At 61.4% G+C, this 24,937-nt stretch carries 21 protein-coding genes; 17 read left to right on the forward strand and 4 right to left on the reverse strand.

From position 1 onward, the window contains the following. The first annotated feature begins 37 nt into the window (after nt 1-37). The 12 genes from ACFPN2_RS34590 to ACFPN2_RS34645 all read left to right on the forward strand — a co-directional run bounded on the left by ACFPN2_RS34590 (nt 38) and on the right by ACFPN2_RS34645 (nt 11,014). Nucleotides 38-1,123, forward strand: a complete 1,086-nt coding sequence (locus ACFPN2_RS34590; RefSeq protein WP_380605275.1) for a hypothetical protein — start codon at nt 38-40, stop codon at nt 1,121-1,123. Between the two features lie 73 nt (nt 1,124-1,196). Further along, a complete protein-coding gene (urtA, locus tag ACFPN2_RS34595; RefSeq protein ID WP_380606733.1) occupies nt 1,197-2,432 on the forward strand; it encodes an urea ABC transporter substrate-binding protein in 1,236 nt (411 codons plus the stop codon). Nucleotides 2,433-2,523: 91 nt separating this feature from the next. Next, nucleotides 2,524-4,107: an urea ABC transporter permease subunit UrtB gene (gene urtB / locus ACFPN2_RS34600; protein WP_380605277.1), complete on the forward strand. Its 1,584-nt coding sequence runs from the start codon at nt 2,524-2,526 to the stop codon at nt 4,105-4,107. A 2-nt stretch (nt 4,108-4,109) separates the two neighbouring features. Then, nucleotides 4,110-5,186: an urea ABC transporter permease subunit UrtC gene (gene urtC / locus ACFPN2_RS34605; protein WP_380605279.1), complete on the forward strand. Its 1,077-nt coding sequence runs from the start codon at nt 4,110-4,112 to the stop codon at nt 5,184-5,186. Further along, nucleotides 5,183-6,010 (forward strand): urea ABC transporter ATP-binding protein UrtD, encoded by an 828-nt coding sequence (gene urtD, locus ACFPN2_RS34610; RefSeq protein WP_380605280.1) that lies wholly within the window; start codon nt 5,183-5,185, stop codon nt 6,008-6,010. Before urtC ends, urtD begins: the two co-directional genes overlap by 4 nt. Before the next feature lie 6 nt (nt 6,011-6,016). After that, nucleotides 6,017-6,718 (forward strand): urea ABC transporter ATP-binding subunit UrtE, encoded by a 702-nt coding sequence (gene urtE / locus ACFPN2_RS34615; RefSeq protein ID WP_380605281.1) that lies wholly within the window; start codon nt 6,017-6,019, stop codon nt 6,716-6,718. Beyond that, nucleotides 6,715-7,539 carry an urease accessory protein UreD gene (locus tag ACFPN2_RS34620; RefSeq protein ID WP_380605282.1) on the forward strand — a complete coding sequence of 275 codons (825 nt, stop codon included), beginning with the start codon at nt 6,715-6,717 and terminating at the stop codon, nt 7,537-7,539. The genes urtE and ACFPN2_RS34620 overlap by 4 nt, the downstream gene beginning before the upstream one ends. A 20-nt stretch (nt 7,540-7,559) precedes the next feature. Then, nucleotides 7,560-7,862 (forward strand): urease subunit gamma, encoded by a 303-nt coding sequence (ureA, locus tag ACFPN2_RS34625; protein WP_380605284.1) that lies wholly within the window; start codon nt 7,560-7,562, stop codon nt 7,860-7,862. A 16-nt stretch (nt 7,863-7,878) separates the two neighbouring features. After that, nucleotides 7,879-8,184, forward strand: a complete 306-nt coding sequence (locus ACFPN2_RS34630) for an urease subunit beta (protein ID WP_380605286.1) — start codon at nt 7,879-7,881, stop codon at nt 8,182-8,184. Continuing rightward, entirely contained in the window at nt 8,181-9,884 is a 1,704-nt protein-coding gene (ureC, locus tag ACFPN2_RS34635) for an urease subunit alpha (protein ID WP_380605288.1), read from the forward strand. Before ACFPN2_RS34630 ends, ureC begins: the two co-directional genes overlap by 4 nt. A gap of 13 nt (nt 9,885-9,897) precedes the next feature. Next, entirely contained in the window at nt 9,898-10,359 is a 462-nt protein-coding gene (gene ureE, locus ACFPN2_RS34640; RefSeq protein WP_380605290.1) for an urease accessory protein UreE, read from the forward strand. Next, a complete protein-coding gene (locus ACFPN2_RS34645; RefSeq protein ID WP_380605292.1) occupies nt 10,346-11,014 on the forward strand; it encodes an urease accessory protein UreF in 669 nt (222 codons plus the stop codon). The genes ureE and ACFPN2_RS34645 overlap by 14 nt, the downstream gene beginning before the upstream one ends. A gap of 36 nt (nt 11,015-11,050) precedes the next feature. Here the strand turns inward: ACFPN2_RS34645 and ACFPN2_RS34650 are convergent, their stop codons facing one another. Beyond that, nucleotides 11,051-11,344 (reverse strand): GYD domain-containing protein, encoded by a 294-nt coding sequence (locus ACFPN2_RS34650; protein ID WP_380605294.1) that lies wholly within the window; start codon nt 11,342-11,344, stop codon nt 11,051-11,053. 339 nt (nt 11,345-11,683) lie between these two features. On the opposite strand from ACFPN2_RS34650, the gene ACFPN2_RS34655 reads away from it, so the two are divergent. From ACFPN2_RS34655 to ACFPN2_RS34675, 5 genes are all read left to right on the forward strand, one after another. Next, a complete protein-coding gene (locus tag ACFPN2_RS34655) occupies nt 11,684-13,231 on the forward strand; it encodes a pectate lyase family protein (RefSeq protein WP_380605296.1) in 1,548 nt (515 codons plus the stop codon). Nucleotides 13,232-13,243: 12 nt separating this feature from the next. Further along, nucleotides 13,244-14,728: a pectate lyase family protein gene (locus ACFPN2_RS34660; RefSeq protein WP_380605298.1), complete on the forward strand. Its 1,485-nt coding sequence runs from the start codon at nt 13,244-13,246 to the stop codon at nt 14,726-14,728. A 146-nt stretch (nt 14,729-14,874) separates the two neighbouring features. Next, the gene (locus ACFPN2_RS34665; protein ID WP_380605300.1) at nt 14,875-15,561 is read left to right on the forward strand and encodes a cytochrome b/b6 domain-containing protein; all 687 of its coding nucleotides are present in this window, start codon (nt 14,875-14,877) and stop codon (nt 15,559-15,561) included. Then, nucleotides 15,548-16,318, forward strand: coding sequence for a molybdopterin-binding protein (locus ACFPN2_RS34670; protein WP_380605302.1), 771 nt, complete (start codon nt 15,548-15,550; stop codon nt 16,316-16,318). The genes ACFPN2_RS34665 and ACFPN2_RS34670 overlap by 14 nt, the downstream gene beginning before the upstream one ends. 115 nt (nt 16,319-16,433) lie before the next feature. Then, on the forward strand, nt 16,434-18,410 hold the full coding sequence (locus ACFPN2_RS34675; RefSeq protein ID WP_380605304.1) for an IPT/TIG domain-containing protein: 1,977 nt from the start codon (nt 16,434-16,436) through the stop codon (nt 18,408-18,410). A 10-nt stretch (nt 18,411-18,420) separates the two neighbouring features. Here ACFPN2_RS34675 and ACFPN2_RS34680 read toward each other — a convergent pair whose 3' ends face one another. The 3 genes from ACFPN2_RS34680 to ACFPN2_RS34690 all read right to left on the reverse strand — a co-directional run bounded on the left by ACFPN2_RS34680 (nt 18,421) and on the right by ACFPN2_RS34690 (nt 24,720). Then, nucleotides 18,421-19,935 (reverse strand): M23 family metallopeptidase, encoded by a 1,515-nt coding sequence (locus tag ACFPN2_RS34680; RefSeq protein WP_380605306.1) that lies wholly within the window; start codon nt 19,933-19,935, stop codon nt 18,421-18,423. Nucleotides 19,936-20,024: 89 nt separating this feature from the next. Beyond that, nucleotides 20,025-21,602: a tetratricopeptide repeat-containing sulfotransferase family protein gene (locus ACFPN2_RS34685; protein ID WP_380605308.1), complete on the reverse strand. Its 1,578-nt coding sequence runs from the start codon at nt 21,600-21,602 to the stop codon at nt 20,025-20,027. A 10-nt stretch (nt 21,603-21,612) separates the two neighbouring features. Next, nucleotides 21,613-24,720, reverse strand: coding sequence for a TonB-dependent receptor (locus ACFPN2_RS34690; protein WP_380605310.1), 3,108 nt, complete (start codon nt 24,718-24,720; stop codon nt 21,613-21,615). Nucleotides 24,721-24,937: the final 217 nt, after the last annotated feature.

Genomic DNA, 24,937 nt, shown 5'->3' on the forward strand with positions numbered 1-24,937 from the left:
TGGCCAGACAATCAATCAACGAATCAGGGAACCGTCCATGCGACCAACATCGATCCATCTTCCCGCCATCGGCGCCGCGCTGCTGGCGGCGCCCGTGTGCAACGTGCTCGCGGCCGAAGTGAATCTTCCGCCTGTCTCCGTCGGCGCCGGTGTGCGATCGAGCTTTACTTACACCGATCCGGATGTCGGCGAGGAAGTCAGCGATTTCGAGCTGAACAGCGCTCGCATCTACATCAGCGGCAAGGTGACCGAGAACATCAGCTTGATGTTCAACACCGACTACAACACCGGCGGCGCGACGCCGGAATCGATGCGCGTCATCGATGCCGTCGCGCAGTTCTCGTTCTCCGATCAATTCAACATCTGGGCGGGCCGCTTCCTGCCACCGAGCGATCGCGCCAATCTCTATGGCCCCTACTACGCCAATCACTGGGGCGTGTATCGCGACGGCGTGCAGGACGGTTATCCGTTCGAGACCGAAGGCCGCGACGACGGCGTGATGTACTGGGGTCAATTCGGCATCGCCAAGGTCTCGGCGGGCGCCTTCGACGTGCAAGGTCTCAGCAAGGGCAGCTCGGATGTGCTGTATGCCGGCCGCGTGCAACTGGATTTCTGGGATCCGGAAAGCGGCTATTACCTGAACGGCACGTACTACGGCGAGAAGGATCTGCTCGCGATCGGCGTCGCCGCGCAAACCGCCGCGGGCGACAACGCATATTCAGTGGACTTCCTGCTGGAAAAGAAGCTCGGCAACAGCGGCGTCGTCACGGTCGAGGCGGAATACGCGAAGTACGACGGCTTGGGTGGCTATCCCAGCCCGCTCATCAATTTCGCCGGCCCCGTTCCCTATGACTCGAGCGACGGCTACTACCTGCTCGGCGCCTATTTGTTCCCGCAGACCGTGGGCATCGGCAAGTTCCAGGTGCTGGCCAAGTACGGCGAGTCGACCTACGACTACGGCGTTACGGGCGACGTGGATCAGACCACCACGGAGTTGAACCTCACTTATCTCATCAAGGACTTCAACGCGCGCGTCACCCTCTTCTACATCGACTCCAGCCTCGATCCCAACCTGGGCCGTGACAACACCCAGATCGGCGTCGGCTTGCAGGTCCAGATCTAACCCCTTCGGAGAAACATTCATGAATAAACCCAAACAAGGCGGATTGGTGAGGATCGCCGCTGCCGTGGCTCTCATGGCGGCCAGCGTCGCGCACGCCGCCGATACCATCAAGGTCGGCGTGCTTCATTCGCTCTCGGGCACGATGGCGATTTCCGAAACCACGCTCAAAGACACCGTGCTCATGCTCATCGAGGAGCAGAACAAGAAAGGCGGCGTGCTGGGCAAGAAGCTCGAAGCCGTCGTGGTGGACCCCGCTTCCAACTGGCCGCTGTTCGCCGAGAAGGCCGAGCAGTTGCTGGTGAAGGACAAGGTCTCGGTCGTGTTCGGCTGCTGGACGTCCGTCTCTCGCAAATCCGTGCTGCCGGTGTTCGAAAAGAACAACGGCCTGCTGTTCTATCCGGTGCAGTACGAGGGCGAGGAATCCTCGAAGAATGTGTTCTACACCGGCGCCGCTCCGAATCAACAAGCCATTCCCGCGGTCGACTATTTGATGAACGACGTCGGCGTGAAGCGCTGGGTGCTGGCCGGCACCGACTACGTTTATCCGCGCACCACCAACAAGATCCTCGAAGCGTACCTGAAGGCCAAGGGCGTGAAGTCCGAGGACATCATGATCAACTACACGCCCTTCGGTCATTCCGACTGGCAACGCATCGTCGCGGACATCAAAAAATTCGGCTCAGCGGGGAAAAAGACCGGCGTGGTCTCCACCATCAACGGCGATGCCAACGTGCCTTTCTATAAGGAGCTCGGCAATCAGAAAATCTCCGCCGAGGACATTCCGGTGGTGGCCTTCTCGGTTGGCGAGGAGGAGCTCTCGGGCATCGACACCAAGCCGCTGGTCGGGCACCTCGCGGCCTGGAACTACTTCATGAGCGTCGATACGCCGGCCAACGCCGAGTTCATCAAGAAGTGGCGCGCCTTCATCAAGAACAACAAGCGCGTCACCAACGATCCGATGGAAGCGCACGTGATCGGCTTCAACATGTGGGTCAAGGCGGTCGAGAAAGCCAAGAGCACCGACGTGAACAAGGTCATCGACACGATGGTCGGCATCGAAGTGCCGAACCTGACCGGCGGCGTCGCCAAGATGTTGCCCAATCATCACCTCACCAAGCCGGTGCTGATCGGCGAAGTGCGTGCCGACGGCCAGTTCGACACCGTGTGGCGCACCGAAGGGCTGGTGCCAGGCGATGCCTGGTCGGACTACTTGCCGGGCAGCAAGGACATCCAGGCCGACTGGGTCACGCTCAAGTGCGGCAACTACAACACCAAGACCAAGAAGTGCGCAGGACAGAACTACGAGTAACGAGTCGGCAGTGGCAATCTCGAGTCGCACGATACTCACGATCCCGGGCGCAAGCCCGGGATCGTGGCTCGCATTCCTCATATTGATAGGAATGCTCTGGCAACCTGCCAGCGCTGCGGAGGCGCCGACGTTCGAGCAAGCGCTCGGCGCGCTCGCGACAGCCAGCTTCAAGGACAAGGAACGTGCGATAGGCGAGCTGATCGCAGTCCGTCATCCCAACACGCGAGCCGCGCTGAACGCGCTTCTTGAAGGGAATCTGTATTACCGCAAGTCCGACCAGCGCGTTTTTATCGGCACGGCTCAGGATTCGACGCTCCAGCTGCAGGATCCAGTCACGCTATCCCCTGCTGGAGCAGCGGACGCGTCGGAATATTCCAAGATCACGACCAACAATCAGTTGCGCAAGACATTGAAGAGCGCACTGGCCAGTTTCGACCTCGCCGATCCCGACGCGAGGATACGGCTGGCCGCGGTGAGCGAGATGTTGCGGTCCCTGGATGCGGATAGCGTCTCCATCCTGCGTGCGCGCGAAAGCAAGGAGCCTGACGATACCGTTCGACAAGCGATCCGCACGGGCCTTGCGATCGCGGATCTAGACAACGAGAACGCAGCGATCCGGCTGACCGCCCTCGAACAGCTCAAAGGCAGCCTGAACCCTGAAGTGTTCAACCGGCTCACCGCAATCGTCACGCCCGGCGACGACGGCAGTTATGCGGAACCGGATGAGAAAGTGCGCAACGCCGCTCGAGTCGCACTCGCCAGCGTCGAGCGCTGGCGCAGCTGGTACGGCACACTCGAAACTTTGTTCTTCGGCATGAGCCTGGGATCGGTGCTGGTGCTGTCGGCCATCGGGCTCGCCATCACCTTCGGTGTCATGGGCGTCATCAACATGGCCCATGGCGAACTGATGATGCTCGGCGCGTACACGACCTACGTCGTGCAGCTACTGATGCCACAGCACATCGGCGCATCGGTGCTGGTCGCGATTCCGCTAGCGTTCATCGTGGCCGGCGGCGTCGGTGTGCTGATCGAGCGCGGCATCGTTCGCTTTCTCTATGGTCGCCCGCTGGAAACATTGCTGGCAACCTTCGGCGTGAGCCTGGTGTTACAGCAGCTCGTGCGCGACATCTTCACTGCGAATAATCGCCCAGTGGAAACACCGGAGTGGATGGCGGGCTCGCTGCAGATCAATGAAGCCCTGTCGATTACATACAACCGGCTCTATGTCGTGCTGTTCATGCTGATCGTGTTCGCGATTCTGCAACTGGTGCTCAACAAGACCTCGCTGGGCCTGAAGGTCCGCGCGGTGGCGCAGAACCGGGCGATGGCGAAATCCATGGGCGTGCGCACCGAATGGGTGGACGCACTCACCTTCGGGCTCGGCTCGGGCATCGCCGGTATCGCGGGCGTGGCATTGAGCCAGCTCACCAATGTCGGCCCCAATCTCGGCCAGAGCTACATCATCGATTCCTTCATGGTCGTCGTGTTCGGCGGCGTCAGCAATCTGTGGGGAACGCTCATCGGCGGCATGTCGCTCGGCGTGCTGAATCAGATGCTCGAGCCTTACGCGGGCGCGGTGCTGGCAAAGATCCTGGTCCTCATCGCGCTGATCCTGTTCATTCAGCGCCGTCCGCGTGGCCTGTTCCCACAAAAAGGCCGGGCGGCTGAAGGATGAACATGCGCGTCGTCGGCGATCGAGGCACACAAATATTTTTAGCGCTGCTGCTCACCGTCGGCGTGGCCGTGCCCATCCTCCATCTGGCCTTTCCAGAAGGCTCGGCGCTGCACTTGTCCAGCTACACGATGACGCTGCTCGGCAAGTACATGACCTATGCCCTGCTCGCCATTGCAGTCGACCTGGTGTGGGGCTACTGCGGCATATTGAGCCTCGGTCACGCCGCGTTCTTCGCTCTGGGGGGCTATGCCATGGGCATGTACCTCATGCGGCAGATCGGCACGCGCGGTGTCTACGGCGATCCGGTGCTACCGGACTTCATGGTGTTTCTGAACTGGAAGGAGCTGCCCTGGTTCTGGCATGGCTTCGATATGTTCTGGTTCGCCGCCGCCATGGTCATCGTCGTGCCGGGGCTGCTCGCGCTCGCGTTCGGCTGGCTGGCGTTTCGATCGCGGGTCACTGGCGTGTATCTGTCCATCATCACGCAGGCACTGACGTATGCACTGATGCTCGCCTTCTTCCGCAACGACATGGGCTTCGGCGGCAACAACGGCCTGACGGATTTCAAGGAGATTCTAGGCGCCGATATCAACGCGTCCGGAACCCGAGTCGGCTTGTTTGTAGCCTCGGCACTTGCGCTCGGGCTCGGCTATCTATCGTGCCGCTTCATCGCATCGTCACGTGCCGGGCGAGTCGTGCAGGCGATTCGCGACGCCGAGAGTCGAACGCGATTCATCGGCTATCGAGTCGAGTCGTACAAATTGTGGGTGTTCGCCTTCTCCGCGGTCCTCGCCGGCGTCGCCGGTGCGCTCTATGTGCCGCAAGTCGGCATCATCAATCCGAGCGAATTCCAGCCCATCAATTCGATCGAGATCGTGATCTGGGTGGCCGTCGGCGGCCGCGGGACGTTGTATGGCGCGGTGGCCGGTGCCCTGATCGTCAACTATGCGAAGACTTATTTCACCGCCGCCATCCCGGAGCTCTGGCTGTATGCACTGGGCGCGATGTTCGTGATCGTCACATTGTTCCTGCCGCGTGGCGTGGTGGGGCTCGCCGATCGGCGGACGGTGACCGCATGAACGCCAGCACCGCAATCCGCAACGGTTGGCAGAAAGTATTTGGTGCCGGCGCCCGCAGCGCTCGTCCCGCACCGGGCGACAGTTCACACGGCACGATCCTGTACCTGGAAGACATCAGCGTCAGTTTCGATGGCTTCAAAGCGCTCAACGCACTGACCCTCTACATCGATGCGGGCGAGCTTCGTTGCATCATCGGGCCCAATGGCGCCGGCAAGACCACCATGATGGATGTCATCACCGGCAAGACGCGCCCCGATGCCGGCTCGGTGTGGTTCGGTCAGAACACCGATCTGCTGACATTGACGGAGCCGCAGATCGCCGAAGCCGGCATCGGGCGCAAGTTTCAGAAGCCCACTGTGTTCGAGCACCACACCGTCATGGAGAACCTGGCGTTGGCCGTGGCCGGCAACAAGAGGATCTGGGCGACGCTGACCTCCCCGCTCAGTCCCCGGCAGCACGAGCGTATCGAAGCGGCGCTCGAAGCGATCCGCTTGCAGGATCGTCGCGACATGCGCGCCGGCATGCTCTCTCACGGCCAGAAGCAGTGGCTCGAAATCGGCATGCTACTGGCCCAAGAGCCGCAGTTGCTGCTCATCGATGAGCCCGTCGCCGGCATGACACCGCAGGAAGTGGAGCGCACCGCTGAGCTGCTGCTGTCGCTGGCGGGCAAACATTCAGTGATGGTGGTCGAGCACGATATGGATTTCGTGCGCTCCATCGCCCGCAAAGTCACCGTGCTCCACGAAGGTCACGTTCTGGCAGAGGGCACGATCGATGAAGTCCAGAACGAGCCGCGCGTCGTGGAAGTCTATCTGGGCGAATGACTCGAGATGCAAACGTTATTGGAAATCCGTCGTCTCAATCAGTTCTACGGCGGCAGCCACATTCTTTGGGACGTGGACATGGGCATCCCCACAGGCTCGTGCACGTGCCTGATGGGCCGGAACGGCATGGGCAAGACCACCCTCCTTCGCTGCATCATGGGACTGCTGCCGGCCAGTGGTGAGCTGATGTACGACGGCCAGAATCTCAGCCCGCTCGCAGCCGACCGTCGCGCCGGGCTCGGTATCGGCTACGTCCCGCAAGGGCGCGAGATCTTCTCCCAACTCACCGTCGAGGAGAACTTGCGCATCGGCCTGTCGGCGCGTCGTAACAAACGCCGCGATATTCCCGAGCAGATCTTCGAGCTGTTTCCTGTGTTGAAGAAAATGTTACGCAGACGCGGCGGCGATTTGTCCGGCGGCCAGCAGCAGCAACTCGCGATTGGCCGTGCCTTGGTGCTCGAGCCGCGCCTGCTGATTCTGGACGAGCCGACTGAAGGCATTCAGCCGAACATCGTTCACGAGATCGGCGACATCATTCTGCGTCTCAACCGCGAGATCAACCTCACCGTACTGCTGGTGGAGCAGAAACTGCCGTTCGCTCGCCGCGTGGCCAGTGAGTTTCGCATTCTCGACAAAGGTCGGATCGTCGCAGGCGGAAGCATTCCGCAGCTGACTGACGCTCTCGTGCGGCAGCACTTGACCGTATGAGCGCCGAGCAGGACACGCTGGCCACGCCGGGATGGCACGCGCAGTTACGGCTGACATTCGCTCGGCCGGCGGAGCGAACCTGCCTGGTCGAACGACAGCATCGTGGTCCTCTGCTGGTGCAAAGACCTTTCTATCCGGAAGGAGACGTTTGTCACGCCTACATCGTCCATCCTCCCGGCGGAGTCGTTGGCGGAGATGAGCTGGAGCTGGAAGTCGACGCACGCGATTCGACGCACGTTGTGCTGACGACGCCCGCGGCGGCAAAGTTCTATCGCAGCGACGGCCGCACGGCTCGGCAGAAGCAAACATTGCGGGCGAAGCAATCGACGCTGGAGTGGCTGCCGCAGGAGAGCATTTACTATCCCCAATCCAGAGTGCGCAGTAGCACTCGCATCGAGCTCGAATCGCACGCGAAGCTCATCGGTTGGGACATCGCCTGCCTGGGGCTCCCGGCACGCAATCAACCTTTCGATCGAGGCGAGCTGCATCTGCATCTGGAGTTGTGGGTGAACGGCAAACCGTTGCTGATCGACAGGCTGCGCCTCGCAGGCAACGACAACAACCCGTCGGGATTGAACGGCCAACAGGCCGTTGGAACGCTGCTCGCCTATCCCGCCACTCGCGCGATGATCGAGGCGGTGCGGACCTTACAACCACCGGGCGTCGAGCTCGGCGTGACGCTCGTAGATGATGTTCTCGTGTGCCGAGCACTCGCCGCGCAGGCAGAGCCGATCAAGCATGCATTCATCGAGTATTGGCAGACATTGCGCCCGCTGTTGCTGAATCGTGCGGCCGTATCGCCGCGAATCTGGGCGACTTGAATGCTCCGCGGAGAGATGGAATGGAACTGACGCCGAGAGAGAAAGACAAACTGCTGATCTTCACCGCCGCGCTGCTTGCCGAGCGCCGCAAGGCCCGTGGTGTGAAGCTGAATTATCCGGAGGCTATCGCGCTGATTTCGGCGGCGATCATGGAAGGCGCGCGTGACGGTAAGACCGTCGCGGAGCTCATGAGCCACGGCGCGACCCTCCTGACCCGTGACGATGTAATGCCCGGCATTCCCGAAATGATTCCCGACGTGCAGGTCGAGGCGACGTTTCCGGACGGCACCAAGCTCGTGACCGTTCATCAGCCCATCCCCTGACTCGATGCGAGGACGCATGATCCCCGGCGAATTGTTTCCAGCAGCGGGCGAGCTCGAGCTCAATCGCGGTCGTGCCACGGTCAGCATCAAAGTGGCCAACACCGGCGACCGGCCGATCCAGGTCGGCTCGCACTATCACTTCTTCGAGACCAACGCAGCCTTGCGCTTCGATCGCGCGGCGACGCGGGGCTATCGCCTGAACATCGCCTCCGGGACCGCGGTCCGCTTCGAGCCCGGCCAGGAACGCGAAGTCGAGCTGGTGGCGTACGACGGTGAGCGCGTGGTGTATGGGTTCAATCAGAAAGTGATGGGGAAGCTATGACCTCCATCGGTCGCACCGCTTATGCCGAGATGTATGGCCCCACGACCGGGGACCGCGTGCGTCTGGGCGATACCGAATTGATCGTTGAAGTCGAGCGCGATCACACGGTCTATGGCGAGGAAGTGAAATTCGGCGGCGGCAAGGTCATTCGCGATGGCATGGGACAAAGCCAGCGCAACGCCGCCGAAGTGGTCGACACCATCATCACCAATGCCTTGATCATCGATCACTGGGGCATCGTCAAAGCCGACATCGGCATCAAGGAGGGCCGCATCGTCCGCATCGGCAAGGGCGGCAATCCGGACGTGCAACCGGGCGTCGACATCGTGATCGGCGCCGGCACGGAAGTGATCGCCGGCGAAGGGCTCATCGCCACGCCCGGTGCCATCGATTCGCACATCCACTTCATCTGTCCGCAGCAGGTCGAGGATGCCATGATGTCCGGCGTCACCACGATGATCGGCGGTGGCACCGGGCCCGCGACCGGCACCAACGCGACCACCTGCACGTCCGGCCGCTGGTACATCGAGCGCATGTATCAGGCGGTCGAATCCTTGCCGATCAACTTCGGCTTGCTCGGCAAGGGCAATGCGAGCCTGCCCCGACCGCTCGAGGAACAAATCGAAGCGGGCGTGATGGGACTGAAGCTGCACGAAGACTGGGGAACGACGCCGGCCGCCATCGACAATTGTCTCGAGGTGGCGGATCGCCATGACGTTCAGGTCGCGATTCACACCGACACGCTGAACGAATCCGGTTTCGTCGAGGACACGCTCGCCGCATTCAAAGGGCGCGCGATCCACACGTATCACACCGAGGGCGCCGGCGGCGGACATGCGCCCGACATCATCAAGGCGTGCGGCGAAGCCAACGTGCTGCCCTCCTCCACCAATCCGACGCGCCCGTACACGGTGAACACCATCGACGAGCATCTGGATATGCTGATGGTGTGTCATCACCTGGATCCCGGCATCGCCGAGGATATCGCGTTCGCCGAATCGCGAATTCGCCGCGAGACCATTGCGGCTGAAGACATCCTTCACGATCTCGGCGCCTTCTCGATGATCTCCTCCGACTCGCAAGCGATGGGCCGCGTGGGTGAGGTGATTACTCGCACCTGGCAGACTGCGCACAAGATGAAAGTACAGCGTGGCGCGCTCTCACCGGACACGGCGCGCAACGACAACTTCCGTGTGCGTCGCTACCTGGCGAAATACACCATCAATCCGGCGCTGACTCATGGTGTCGCGCACGAGGTCGGCTCCATCGAAGCGGGCAAGCTTGCTGACATCGTCCTGTGGCGGCCTGCGTTCTTCGGCGCGAAGCCCGCGATGATCATCAAGGGCGGCATGATCGTCGCGGCGCCCATGGGCGATCCGAATGCATCGATTCCCACACCGCAGCCGGTGCACTACCGCGCGATGTTTGGAGCGCTCGGTCGGGCGCGCACGGCCACCTCTGTGAGCTTTGTATCGGAAGCCGCGCTGGACAATGGCATGGCCGAGCGCCTGAAACTCGACAAACGACTGGTCGCCGTCCACGGCACCCGCACCGTCCGCAAGCGCGACCTGATACTCAACGACTACCAGCCGCAGATCGACGTGGATTCGCAAACGTATGAGGTTCGCGCCGACGGTCAGTTGCTGACCTGCGAGCCCGCCACGGTGCTGCCACTGGCGCAGCGATATTTTCTTTTCTGAGTCGACGACACCTGTGCTGAATATCACCCGCAAGCTGCCCCACTCCGATGCTGTCGCCGACGTAAAGCTGGTGCTGCCCTTCCAACTGCGGAATAAGAGCCGCTTGCGAACAGTGCTGGCGAACGGCGAAGAAGTGGGATTGATCCTGGAGCGCGGCTCGATCCTTCGCGGTGGCGATTTGTTACTTGCGGACGATGGGCGAGTCGTCGAAGTCGTCGCGGAGCCCGAGCCCGTGTCCACGGTGGCGGCGCCCGATCCCTTGGCCTTGTGTCGAGCGAGCTACCATCTGGGCAATCGGCACGTCGCCTTGCAAATTGGCGACGGCTGGGTTCGCTATCAGCACGATCACGTGCTCGATGAGATGGCGCGCGGTCTCGGCCTGATCGTCACGATCGAAGAGGCGCCGTTCGAACCGGAGGCTGGCGCCTACGGTGGCCATTCGCACTCCGCCATCGCTCCGCATGCTCACGGCTAGGACAAACCTGCTGCGCATTCTGCATCTGGCCAGCCCGGCATTGCCCATCGGGGCCTTTCATTTCTCGCAAGGCTTGGAATATGCCGTCGACGCGGGCTGGGTACAGGACGAAGCCGGCTCGCTCACGTGGATCGCAGGCGTTGCACGGCATGGCATCGGCACGCTCGACTTGCCCATCCTCCTTCGTTTGCACCGTGCCGCCAGCGCTGGCGATGACGACTCCCTGCAACGCTGGGATCGCTTTCTCCTAGCCGCGCGAGAAACAGAAGAGCTGCGCGCGGAGGACCGGCACATGGGATCCGCACTTGCGCGCATCCTTCGAGAACTCGGCGTCATGGATTCGAGCCTGAATGAGCCGCCCGGCTACGCTCGCATGTTCGCTGTCGCCTGCGCCGGTTGGAATATCACGGAAAGCGAAGCGATGCAGGCGTACTCATGGGCTTGGGCGGAGAATCAGGTTCTCGCCGCCGTCAAGCTCGTACCGCTCGGGCAAAGCGCCGGACAGCGCTTGTTACATGCTCTGGTGCCGGTGCTGGAGAACATCGGGACGCAAGCGCTCGCCATCGAAGATGAAGACATCGGCGCCTGCGTCATCACGCAGGGCCTGGCGAGCGCTCGCCACGAATATCAGTACACGCGGCTATTCAAATCCTGACTGCGCATCCGGAAGTTGCGATAGAGCGCGGCCCGCCTACGGCAGCCCGCCCACAATCTTTCGAAACTCCTCCTCCGTAAAGGCGAGCAGCATCTCGGTCCTGACGTTGCCGCGAGCTCCCAAGGCCAGGGAGGCTTTCGCAATCGCCGTAGCGTCGGCAGCTTCCGCGATCACGACCGCATCGTATCGGCCGGTGACCAGGTAGAAGGCTTTGAGGTTGGCGCCGAGTTGCTCGAAGGCCTTGCGAGCGGCGTCGAGTCGGGCCGGGCTTTCCTTGATCTTCTCCATGCCCTGCTGGGTGTATCGAAGCAGTGAGATGTACGTGGCCATGGCTCTCTCCATCAGACAAGGAATGTGCGGGTTTCGATGACGGCAATTCCGGGCCTGCATCGCTTCCTTGCGGAAAGACTTGCGCAATCACTATGAGCCCGACCGGGCTCACGAAGATAGTTCGTATGAGGAGCATCCCAAATAACCAAAGAATCGCGTGCCAGAGGACGCGAACAAACAAACGCCCCTTCACCTGCCCCGCATCATTTGAGTAGCGCGGGCGCGTACGCATTTCTCCGCCTGCTGGGCTGATTCCCCGCTTGACACCGGTGTCACCTCGCCCCTAGTTTTGCCGCCGGACGATGTGACGGAACACAACAGACCAGCAGGGGGATGCTCATGATTGTCAGGGCGCTATTCGCCACGGCGTTGTTTGTATTTGCAATCAGCACGCACGCGGCCACCGACTATCCCACGGGTTATACGAAATGCGCCAAGGAGGGAGAGACGTGCACGTTCAGCGGCACGCGCTCGGTGGCGTACGGCAAGGCAGGCACATTCGTGTACGCGACGCTGACCGGGCCGCTCACCTGCTCCGCGTCATTGTTTCCAACGATCAACGTCGGCACTCCGCGATATTGCTCGTACGGCCCGACTGGCGGCGGCGGCACCTGCAATCCTACGGCGATCACGCCCTTTATCAACGGAGCTCAAACCGCGAGCGCAACCATCAGCTCCGGCGCACAGGTGGTATTCGCGCCGACACCGTCGTCGGGCGGTAGCTGGTCATGGAGCGGCTGCGGCACGTCCGGGACAGCGCGTCAGCAGACAGTTACTCCGACGGCTTCCTGTTCAGCGACCGCGACCTACACCAACAGTTGTGGAGCGACCTCGACTCAGCTCTTTTCCATCACGGTGAGTGGATCGGGCGGTGGCGGCGGCAGCAGTGGAACGCCAGTCGGATTTGGTAGAGCCACGACGGGCGGCACTGGCGGCGCGGTCGTGACCGCACACACCGGCGCTGAAATCAACGCAGCGCTGTGTGCCCGAGCCAGCGTTAGCACGCCGTTGATCATCCGCGTCGACGGAACGATTACTCATGCCAATACCACCAAAGCCACTGGCAGCTGCGATACCACTGCCACGGAAATTCAGTTCAAGGGCGTCAGCAATGTCAGCCTGATCGGCGTCGCCAATCGCGGCGTGCTGGATCAGATCGGCGTTCATCTGCGCAACACCTCGAACATCATCATCCAGAACCTGCACATCATGAACGTCAAGAAGAGCGGATCTCCCGTTTCCAACGGTGGCGACGCGATCGGCATGGAGTCCACGGTCACGAATGTCTGGGTCGATCACAACACCTTGGAAGCCAGCGGCGGCGAATCCGACGGCTACGATTCGTTGCTGGACATGAAGGCGGGTGTCACCAACGTCACCGTGTCCTACAACCACTACCGCAATTCCAGCCGGGCGGGTCTGATCGGATCGAGCGACGATGACGCCGCCAATACCAACATCACGTTCCATCACAACTGGTACGAGAACATTGAGCAGCGCACGCCGTTGCTACGCCACGGGCTGGTGCACACCTATAACAACTATTGGTCGAATGTGAGCAACAGCGACATGATCCACGGCATCAACTCGCGCATGAGCGGCCGGGTACTCGTCGAAGGTAACTACTTCAAGAATTCCAACAATCCGCTCATTGCCTCGGATGACTCGCCCGAGCCCGGCTGCTGGCAGACCCGGTTGAACACGCTGGACTCCATCAGCTACGACCGCTCGGTGGGGAACGGAGCGCTGGTGATTCCGGTGATCACCAACGGCCAGTTCGACTCGACCTGCACGGTGACGGTGCCCTACACGTACACGCTCGATGCGTCAGCAAACATTCCATCGATCGTCACGGGCAACGCGGGCTTCGGCAAGATCAATCCATAGCGGGAGAGCGAGATGCAACTTCGATACGCAAGGATGCTACTGGTGGCCGCGCTGCTCGGCGCGGCACCCGCTGGGGCCGTCGTCCCTGGCTTCGCCGGCAATGTCACCGGCGGCGGCAATGCCACTCCGATCGTAGTCAGCACGCTCTCAGCCGCGCAAACAGCCGTCAATAACTACTCGGGCAGCGGCGGCCTCGTTCTGCACTACAACGGCACCTTCGACGAAGCGCCGATCCTCGCGAACATTTGTGGCCAATGGAGCAAGCCAGCGCAGGAGCTGTCGATCAGCGGCAAGAACGACATCACCGTCCTCGGCCTGGACGGCTCGTCCGCGAACTTCGGCATCCGTATCAAAGGCTCGTCCGGCAACATCATCGTTCGTAACATGAAGATCGGCCTGCTGCCGGGCGGCGCCAGCAACGGCGACCTCATCGGCATCGAGGCGAATGCACATCACGTCTGGATCGATCACAACGAGTTGTACACCCGAAACATCAACTGCCCCGGCACGCCGGATGACGACACGACGTTCGACGGCCTGCTCGACATCAAGAACTCGGCCAGCTTCATCACCGTCTCATACAACTACATTCACGACCACGCGAAAGTCGGCCTGATCGGCGCGAGCGACACCGACAGCGCCGAGCGTCGCGTCACGTATGCGCACAATCGCTACGATAACGTGGGCTCGCGCCTGCCCTTCCAGCGCTTTGGCTACGTGCACGTCTACAACAACTACTACAACAACATCACGGGCAGCGGCATCAACCCGCGCATGGGCGGGCATGTGCTGGTCGAAAACAACTTTTTCGAGAACGCGCTCAACCCGGTGTTCTCACAGTCGTCGATCCTCGGTCAATGGGACCTGCGCAATAACAACGCCCGCAGCTCCGCCGACAACACTCGTTTCAACATTCGCTGGACAGCCTGCTCCGGCAGCACGCCTTGCCAGAAAGCAACCGACTGGACGACGACAGCGACGTTTCCAATCTCACTCCCGTACACGTACACGACGTATGCACCCGATGTCGCGCGTTGCATAGCCTTGAATGCCGCCGGCTCGGGCAAGGGCCTGAAGGAAGCCGGCGCCGTGCTGAGCCTGTGCGGCGGCGGCCCCACGAACAATGTTTATCAAACCGAGAATGGCGCCATGGGTGGCGGCACGGTGTTCGAGGACAAGAACGCAGGATTCAACGGCACGGGCTACGTGAACGCGTCCACCAGCGGCGGCTTTTCACAAATTAACAACGTCGACGGCCGCGGTGGCGGATCCAAGACGCTGCGCATCCGGTCTGCACTCGGTGTAACAGCGGCGCGCACGGGACGCCTGGTCGTCAATGGACTGGCTACAAATATCACTTTCAACTCAACGGGCACATGGACCGCGTGGACGACGCAGGACGTGAGCGTGACGCTGACCAACAGCACGACGAACACAATTCGCTTCGAGTCGACCGGGCAGGATCTGGCGAACATCGACCAGGTGGAAATTCTCTGAGAGCCGTTTGTTGACGTGGGCTACGAAGAGTTCGCAAAGAGCAGCTGGACAAAAGCCGACGCAGCGAGTCGAACGCGGAACCTTTGTCGCCGCGTTCGACTTCCACGCTGGTAGGAGTTCCATCCGATCTATCCTCGAGCGGCGTCGTGTTGCAGCGGCGACATGCATTGACTGTGCGGGTGACTCACTGGATCAACGCCGTAGCGTTGATCCTGCTGCTGATGAGCGGACTACAGATCTTCAATGCTCATCCCAGTTTGTATTGGGGCCAGTCGTCCTACACCGGCGCCGGTCCCATTGTAGAGCTGGCCGGTTTCCCCTCCTGGCTGACGATTCCCGGTGTGCAGTGGCTGGCACTGGGCAGACGCTGGCATTTTTTCTTCGCCTGGGTCCTCGTCGGCAATGGCGTGGCGTATCTGGTGTACTCGATCGTCAGTCGTCATGTCGCACGCGATCTCGTTCCGACCCGGATCGACTGGCATTCGATCGGGCGCTCCATTGTGGATCATCTGCACCTGCGTCACCCGCAAGGCGAAGCCGCCGCCCGCTACAACGTACTGCAGAAGCTCAGCTATCTCGCGGTGATCTTCGTGCTGCTGCCGCTGATGGTGCTGACCGGCTTGTCGATGTCACCGCGGCTCGATTCGGTGTGGCCCGGCTGGATCGACATCTTCGGCGGACGCCAATCGGCGCGTACGCTGCATTTCGTCATTGCATGGCTGCTGGTGCTGTTTCTTTTCATTCATGTCTTCGAAGTGATCGTGACGGGCTTCTGGAACAACTTGCGCTCGATGATCACCGGCCGCTATCGACTCGACCATGAGCAACGCTGACTCGCCCAGACGACGCTTCCTCCGTCAGCTCGTTGCAGTCGGCGGCGGTATCCTGCTGGGCGCCTGCGACTCGGCCTCCCGCAGTCCGCGCGTCACGAAAGTGCTGGAGACGGGCGAGCGCTTGAATCGAAACGTCCAGCATGCGCTGACTTCGCGCACAACGATGGCACAAGAGTTCACCGAAGCGGACCTGTCGCCCCAGTTTCGAAGCAACGGCACTGACTACCCCGACAGCGCGGAGTATCGGGCGCTCGCGACGAACGGCTTCGTCGACTGGCGGCTGCGCGTCGACGGTGTGGTGGAACGCCCGGTGCAACTCACGCTAGATCAATTGCGAGCGATGCGCAGCCGCACGCAAATCACACGGCACGATTGCGTCGAAGGCTGGAGCGCAATCGGCAAGTGGACCGGCACACCTTTGAGCGAAGTGCTCGCGCTCGTCAGACCTCGCGCCGACGCTCGCTACGTCATGTTCTACTGTGCGGATCCGATGGACGATTCGGGAACGAAATATTACGAAAGCATCGACATGGAGGACGCCATGCACCCGCAAACCATCCTCGCTTATGCGCTGAACGACGCAGCGTTGCCGATCCCGAACGGCGCGCCCCTGCGCCTGCGCGTCGAACGTCAACTCGGCTACAAGATGGCGAAGTACCTCATGCACATCGAGCTCGTCACAAGCTTCGCTCGAATCAACGGCGGCAAGGGCGGGTACTGGGAAGATGACGGTTACGAGTGGTACGCAGGAATTTGAGGCAAGCCCCGCCTTCACATAATCCCCCAACACTCGACGCACCCCGATTCGCAAAGTAATCTTCCGCTAATTAATAAGCAGAAAGAGGCTCCCTCGAGCCTCGCAAGCGGGAACTATGATCAAACGGATTTTGCCGGTTCTACCGGTATGGTTACTGCTGGCCGGATGCGGTGGCGGCGGTGGTGATGGTGGTGGCTCCGAGAGCGGAGGAAACAATCGCGGTACGTTCACCGTCTCGCCATCGACGTTGACCTTTACGGCGGCCTCAGTCGAAGGCAGCACCATTCCATCGCAAACGATCACGGGCACGGTTTCCGGCGTCAGCGCCGAGACGCTTTATATAAACGTTCGCGTGACCGGTAACGCTGTGGCCGCGATCAGCAACATCAGGATCACTGGTCCGACCAGCGGAACAGCGACCGTACAGCCGATCACCCAGCACGTCGTCGGCCCCGGCACTTTCACGAGCACGCTCACGGTAGTGGCCTGCACGTCGGGACCCGAGTGCACGTCCGGTGTGATCGGCAGCCCGCAGACGGTCAATGTCACATACAACGTCACCGGGGTGCGCAGCTCCGTCGCCCAACTCGGCTTTGGGCCGATTGGCGACCGGATTGCAGCGACCGATCTGAATCGTACTTTCGCAGTGACCGGCTATCCGGCGCAGAACTGGACAGCGGCTTCGTCGGTGCCGTGGCTCACAGTGAATCCGGCCAGCGGTAACGCGGGCGCCGAGACGACGGTCACTGCATCGCTGGTTCAGGCTCAGGTCGAAGCGCTGGCGAGTGGCGCATACGAGGGCACCATCACATTGACGCCCACCTCCGGTGCGCCTGTCACTATTCCCGTCACCCTCAGCTCGAGTCGAGTTCGCGTGAACCACGTCGCTCCCTATGTGGCACAAGCGGGAACGAGCGACACTGTCATCATTCGAGGCGAGAATCTCTCGCGCTACCCCGCAACCGCAGTTCGTTTCGGCTCCACCGATGCAGTGTCTTTCACCCCAGTGAGCGACACTGAGATTCACGCGGTCCATCCGGCGCTCGTGGCCGGCAGCTACGATGTCCATGTCCTCAACGCGCAAGGCATCGATAACACGCGAGCGGCGCTCGTTGTTGTCGATCCCCCCGCGTACGCCCCTGCAGCGCTGGCCTACCCCGTCGGAGGCAATCGCTTTCCGCGTTGTTTCCAGTACGACGCAGAAAGACGGGCCCTGATCGTTGGTGTGTTGTTCAACGATTCGACCATCAATTCGAGTCGGGTGCTGAGGTATACGCACGCATCGGGCTGGGGCGCTCCCACGAGCGTGACCTTGACGAGTGACGGTTCGTGCGCGTTGTCTGCCGATGGCAAGCAACTCATCGTCGGTTACGCCGCGCCGAACTTTCGCGCGTTCACGGTGGCGGAACTGGATCCTGTCACGCTGACCGAGCTGCGAAAAACGGTGGACCCGCGGCAGCTCAGCCTCGATGCACGCGGCATCGCTGTGGCCAACGATGGGCGAGCCGTTTTCGTTACTGAGTACTCGCGCGGCGGAGACGTGAAGTCCTACTGGCCACTGCGGCCCGAGATCGGCGACTTCAAAAATTCCGGGAGCATTTATACGATCGGAACCTATGACGGTCAGATCGGCGGCAGCGGCGACGGCTCCCTGGTCCTGCTCGGCAGCTGGTACGGCGGCGGCAGCGACACAACGATCGCCCGCTATGAGTCGAGCACTCAACTGGCGAGAACGTCCCTGAACCTATCGCTCGACGAGCCCATCGTCATCAACCGCACCGGCAGCCGTGTGATCATGAATCATCGCAATGTTTACGATCGCGATCTGACTGCGATCGGAACGCTGCCCTCGACTACGCTGGTCGCCGCGCTAGCCCCATCGTTGATGCGCGCCTACACCTACGATAACAACGGCACGATCCGCACGTTCGATGTCACCGCCGCTGTGAGCGGCGCTTTCGCAGAAATCGAGCTACCACGCACGCCGACCTCCAACCCCGGTACCACAGGCTTGAATCGGCTGCTGGTAACGCCCGACGGACGAGCGCTCTTTGTAATGGGGCAACAGCAGATCGTGCTGGTGCCCCTGTAATCCGTCGGGATTACTTTTCGAATTTGACGATCTCGCCGTCGGCCGGGATCGCCATGGTGCGTGTCTCGGCCTTGCCGGGCTGGGCGAGCTGAGCCTTGATCTCGTCGCCCTCCACTCGCGTGGAGCCCTGCACTTCGAAGGCGGGCAACGCATAAGGAAAGCCTTCGGCGCCCAGCGGCTCGGGCGAATTGGAAATATGGAAGTGCAGGTGCGGCTCGGTGGAATTGCCGGTGTTGCCGACCAGGCCGATCACCTGGCCACTACGCACTTTGTCGCCGACTTTGACTCGAAGCGAGCCAGGCTGCAGATGCGCGTAGAACGCATACAGTCCGCCACCCACATCGAGCTGAACAAAATTGCCACCGACGTTCGCAAGAGTAATCGGTTGAGCGCGTGAATCGATGCCGGGCACGTTGTTCGGAATCCCATCCAGCACCGCCGCGACAACGCCATCGGCGACGGCCAATGCGTCGTGGCCGAAGGCGTAGTAGTTCTTGTTGTCTTTGGGATCGCCGCGATAGGTCTTGCCATCCTTGCCCACCTGCACCCAGTCGATGGCAAAGCGCTGCGCGATGGCGGCGTGGCCGTCGACTGGAATCAACGCGCGACGGTGACCGGATGCGTTCGCTGGCCCATTGGCGGCCACCCAGTGATCGCCGCTCAGCGGCGCGCTAATCACCAGCGAGTTCTTGGCCACTGCCAGTGCGCGGGTTTGCACGCCAAGGGTTTCCGGATAGTCGCCCACCTTGACCTGGAAGCGATTGCTCAACTTGGCCGGTGCGTCCTGCAACCGATCGAACGTCACCCAGACGAAGATGACACCAGCCTTGTAACCTTCCAGCAGCGTTTTCTCGCTGGCTTGACCGCGCATCATGCCTTCGAGATCGGCCTGGCCGAATCGGGCGAGCACGCGCGAGCTGTTGTCGGCATCGACCACTTCGAGCGAGGACAGCAACAAGTCCCACTGACTCATGTTGGTGACGTGCAGCTCGTAGGCCAGGTGGGCCTTGCCTCCCGCGTTGAAAGCGGTCGGCGTAACCGGCACGTTCACGTCCATCGCGACAGTGAACGGCTTGCTGGTGGGGCCCTTCTCCTTGGCCGGCTTGGCGGTTTCCTCGGCGGTACTCCGCTTGAACGACAAGGGCTGCTCAGGCACGCCCGATTGCCGCCAGGTGCCAGTAATGCCGGCGCCATCGGCATCGAGCTTGCCTTGGTACACGCCGCCCACCGGCTTGATCTCGAAACGGATCGCGTCCGTTGTCAGCTTGAGAGCGTCGGCCGAAAAATTCGCGCCTTGCTCCACGCTGCTCATCGACGCGGCATATTCGCCGCCACTCAACTGCTTCACCGTGAGCACCAGATGTAACTTGCGCTCCCCCGCCCCCAGCTCGCCAGCCCAGACGCCGGCCAGCGGATTTCCCGCAGCCGCGGCTGATGCACGAGACGACCAGCCGGCAAACAGGCATGCCATGGCAAGAATCGCGACCGCCAGGCGCAGTCGATTGGGATAGAGAGATGCACTCATCTGGGATGTCCGAGCAATGTGACTTGGAACATTTTAGTCACATCCGGCGCCTTCGAAGGTCAGGAATCGCAACTAACGCGACTCTCGAGTCATCCGTTCAATCCGTCGATGAGCGGGGCCAGCCAGCGTTCATAGGGCGCCCACTTGGGCAGGTCACGGGTCACAACGCCGCTGCGGACCTGGACTGCGCTCGCAGTGACGACACCTCGGCGGCGTGAACCGATCTCCAACATCGCCGGGTCGAAGGACAGGCCACAGAATTCGGCAACGCGCCTCAGCTGCACTTCCGGCTCCGTCAGGAGCCGCGCATAGTCCACGTCCAAGATTCGCCCGGCGAAGCACGCGTGCCAGTGCTTCATCAATCCGGCGTATCGATTGTAGTAATCCGCCAGCTCACCCAGGTCATAGCTGTACGGATTCGCATCGGAGAACAGCTCTCGCAAATTGGAGAAGCAGGTTTCCACCGGATCGCGAACCATGTGCAGAATCTTCGCCCGAGGTAGCGCCTGAGCGATGAAACCGAGATTGAGGAAGTTGGAAGGCAGCTTGTCCGTGAAGTAGCGCGAACCGCCCAATCGCCATTGAACGCCATCGAGATAGCGCCTGCCGGCAAGGCTGAGATCGGCACGGCGGGCCCCTTCCGCGAGCGTCACGTCGATCACACCCTTGCAATGGTGATCCATCGTGTAGCGCATCGCGCTGGTGAAATCATACAGCTCGCCCAGCGCAGCGACCTCCGGGTGACCGGCGAGCATCTGCTCCAGCAAGGTCGTGCCGGAACGATGCATGCCCACGATGAAGATCGGCGTGGGATCCGCATCCGTATCGTCGCGAGACGTATCGGCAGGTTCGAATGTCGACAAAACATCGAACAACTGCCGCTGTTTTCGAGCGTCGTAATTCAGCCGCGATCGTTTCGCGCGACAGCCTTGCATCAATGCCTGCCAAGCCTCGTCGTATCGTTGCAGGTCATCGAGTTCCTTGTGAAGAGCGAACGACAGCAACGCGATGTCGTCCGCAGAGCGACCCGGGCGTGCCAACTCTCGTCTGATCGCATCCACATGATTGCGTTCGGCACTCTGACGCCGCAATCCGGCACGCAGCCAGTATCCCTGCGCGATTTCCGGCGCTCTGCGGAGGGCGCGCTCTGCATCCTGCTCGGCATCGTCGAAACGTCCGAGATAGGTGAGGATCTGCGTGCGTGCCAATAGGGTCGTCGGATAGTTCGGATCGGCGCGGTACGCTTCGTCGAGAAAGGCGATGGCAAGCTCCGGAAGATTCAAATAACTCAGCTGCGCGCCGGCCGCGATGAGCAACGGAATGGGCATTCTCGCGAGCGGCCCGGCCCGCTCGATACAAGCCAGGATCTCGGTCGATCGGTTGAATGAGCGCAGGCGAGGCAGCAGTTCCGCCAGCACCCGCTCGTCGGTGGTTCCGGTTCGTGCCGCGGCGAGCGCGAAGCCCTCGGCGCGACGATAACTCCCCCGCAGCGAATACATATAAGAGAGCTGCACGAGCGTGTATGGCTCGTCCGGCACCTGCGCAAGAATGCTCTCGTACGCAGCGATAGCGCCGTCCCAATCGTGCCTGGCCGCCAGCGCCTCCGCGGCGGCCCAGCTTTCGCGATGAGATACGGCCGCCGGGCGGCGGCCGTAGGGAAAGGTCACTGCCGATCGCTCAGAAGTTATAAACCAGCGAGAACTGGAATTCGCGCGGCGACTGGAATGCTCGCGGCACGAGATAAGTGCTCGCCGGCGTTCCAGTGGTTTGATCCTCCGCACGCTCTTCCACCGCCACCGTCTCCTGCTTGTTGAAGATGTTGAAAACATCCATTTTCGCAGTCAGCCCTTCGGCCCAACGCGGCGTGTACGCAAAGCTCAGATCGACCGTATAGGTCCAAGGCAACCGACCCACCGTACCGCGCGGCCTCGGCTCCGACGGACCGTCACGACCGCCCGCCACCGTCGTGCCACAGCGGAAGAAGGCTGGGCCGTACCCATGAATCTCGCCGTGATACGGATACAACACGCCCAGGCAGTTCACCGGCCGCCCGGATTGCACCAGCAAGTTGGTGCCGACCGCCAGTTCGTCGGTGATCGCGTAGCTGCCGAACACCTTCATCGAATGACGGCGGTCGTTCGGCAGATAGCCGTACGAATCCACTCCGAGCTCGCGGTAATCGAAGTCCTGAGTCACATTGGTATCGTCCTGGGCGATATCGGACTTGACGCCGCCTTCGGTGTTGCCCTTGCTGTACGCCAGCGTGTAAGACGCCTGCACGAACGTCTGATCCCAATTGCCGTTCCAGAACAGCTCCAGTGCCTTATAGGTGCGACGAGCCTTGGGCGACAGCAGATCGCTCTGCACCGTCGTCTGGGTCAGCGTGCCATCGCCATAAAAGTCCGTGAGGAACACCGCGTTCTCGCCGGGATTGAACATGCGGCAATAAGGAAAGCCGGCATTCGGGAGCGCGGCCTCGCGGCCGTTGCCGTCGATCCAGGTCTCGGTCTCCTCATCGTAGGTGAAGCCGGCGCTCTGCAGGATCGGCGTGTAGTCGCAATTGTCGTCGATGGCGGCTTTCAGCTCGCGATAGATGGCTCGCGCACCGACATTCTGATGGTTGGTGATACTCATCTGGCCGCCGAGGATGAACTCGTCCTGATACATCGGATCGAGATTCTTCGATGCCACCGTGCTCGCAACCTTTTGCTCGCCGAATTCGCCGTTGACGTACGTGAACGGGCCTCGCGACACCAAGCCGGTCGGCGCGCCAGTCACAGGATCCACGCCCGAGAAGTTGTAATTCTCGCGCGTGTACAACGAGGCGCTCGCGCCGCGAATTGCAACGCTCGCCGTCAGCGGCAACGCATATCGGCCGGCGTTGCCGTAGATCTTCATCGACGAGTCGCCCTTCACGTCCCAGGAAAAACCGAGGCGCGGACCGAACTGATTGTTGATCTCGACATACGACTCGCCGTCGCCGTTCAGATTCTTGAAGCTGTCCCAGCGCAAGCCGGCGGTGAACAGGAAATTGTCGGTGATGTTCCAGTTGTCCTCGAGATAGAACGCGCGCTGCTCGACCTTGACGGTCGCGCCCTGATTGACGATCTGCTCGCGCACGATGTCGACTCCCTGCGCATTGGTCGAGTAGCGCCATTGGCGACCGCCTTCGATCGATTCACCCGCCACGGACTCGAAATCATCGAGGTCATAGCCGAAACGCAACAGATGCGCACCGAGCTGCCATTCCGCGTCGATGCGGAACTGGTCGCGTTGATCTTCCGCGTCCTCGCGCTCGATGTTGCCCAGGTTCTCGAAGGTGGCTGTGATATTGCACGTACTCGCGTAAGTGCCGGTGATCGCGCGCCGCGCCGCCGGCCGCGTGTCGACGATGACCGGACAACCGGTGGCCGGCGTGTTCAGATCGCCGCCGTAGGCAACTCGGCGGCCATCCGCCGTCGTCAGATGCAAGCCGCGCTTGTATTCGCCGCGGCCATACAAACCCGACACGGTCAGATCGTCGGTGATGTAGCTGGTGTACTTGGCGACGAAATTCGTGCCGCCGTTCTCTTCGTATTGAGTGCCGATCAGGCCGAGCCGGTTGACCGCGCCGAGCGTATTCAGATACACCCGGCTCGTCGTCTCTTCCGAGTCCGAGAACCCGGTGAGCTCGAACGAGTTGGCATCGTTGATGTGCCAGTCGAGCTTCACCAGCCAGCTCGGCGTCTCGGTGCTGTCGTTGGTGTTGTTGGCCTGCGTGACGTTGCCCCAGCGGTCCTCTTCATGCTCGGAGTAACCGATCAACGCATACGCGAACAGCTTGTCTTTGACGAGCGCGCCGCTCGCCCAGACATTGGCGTTCCACTCGGACGTCTCCTCCTCCGAGTTGATGGAGCGCACCGTGCCGAAGCTGCTGGGCTCGAGCCGGTTCGAATAGTTGGCGTTCCGGGTCTTGGCCCGCAGCGACGCCGGCGCCCAGTAGATACTGGAGCCCGACTGGAACTCATTGGTGCCGCGCTTGGTCGTCTGGCTCACGACACCGCCCAGCGAGCGTCCGAACTCCGCGCCATAGCCGCCGGTTTTCACCTGCTGTTCGGCGATCGCTTCGAAGGGGATCTTGGAGAAGTTCAGGCCGCGGAACGAATTCGTCACGTTGAAGCCGTTCACGTAGTACTGATTCTCGGCCACCGAGGAGCCACCGAACGAAGGTAGTTTGCCGTCTGAGAAAGAGGGGTCGCCGCGCACCGCTCCCGGAGCCAGCAGCGCTGCCGAAGTGAGATCGCGCGCCACAGGAATCTTCGCCAACTGATCGGCGGACAGGACGGTGACCGACTCCACCGATGAAACATCGATCGGCGTGACGCGTGCGCCGGTGACGACGACGTTTTCCAACTCGACGACGTTGTTGGCCACAGCAACGAAACTCACTGCGGTGCCGTTGCCCGCACTGACCTGCACGCCCTCACGAACCGCTGTCGTGCCATCCGGGTGACGCACTGTCACTTTATATTTGCCCGGCGACAAGGCGGGCACGCGATACGCGCCATCGCTGCCCACAGTAATTTCGCGACGGAATCCCGTTCCATCGCCTTCCACCACCACGACATCTCCTGAGGTCGCCTGTCCAAACACGCTGCCGCTGGTACTCTGGGCGAACGTCGCCGGAGTGGCGGCAAGCAGGGTCGTGGCAAGCGCCCCGGCCAGACGATTGGCGTTGCGGCGGCCCGATGCATCGACGGTGAGCGCGTGCCGCACGGCCAGCGCGAGTGTGTTTCTCATCAACATGATTCCTCTCCTGGGCAATGTTTTTTCTTGAATTGCCATACGAGGCCCCAATCGCATCGAGGCGATTGGAAGCTTCGTCGTTGATCCTTCCCCGGTTGTATTCGTCGCTCTTCTGATCGGAGCATACGGCCGCGATTTGCTCGCGGAAAAGCCAGATAGCGCAATGATTTTTGCGCTATCTGGACAGCGGAAGGATCGAGGAGATGGAGAGGCTGGC

Origin of the sequence: Steroidobacter flavus (genome assembly GCF_042651805.1) — a bacterium.
Classification (GTDB): domain Bacteria; phylum Pseudomonadota; class Gammaproteobacteria; order Steroidobacterales; family Steroidobacteraceae; genus Steroidobacter; species Steroidobacter flavus.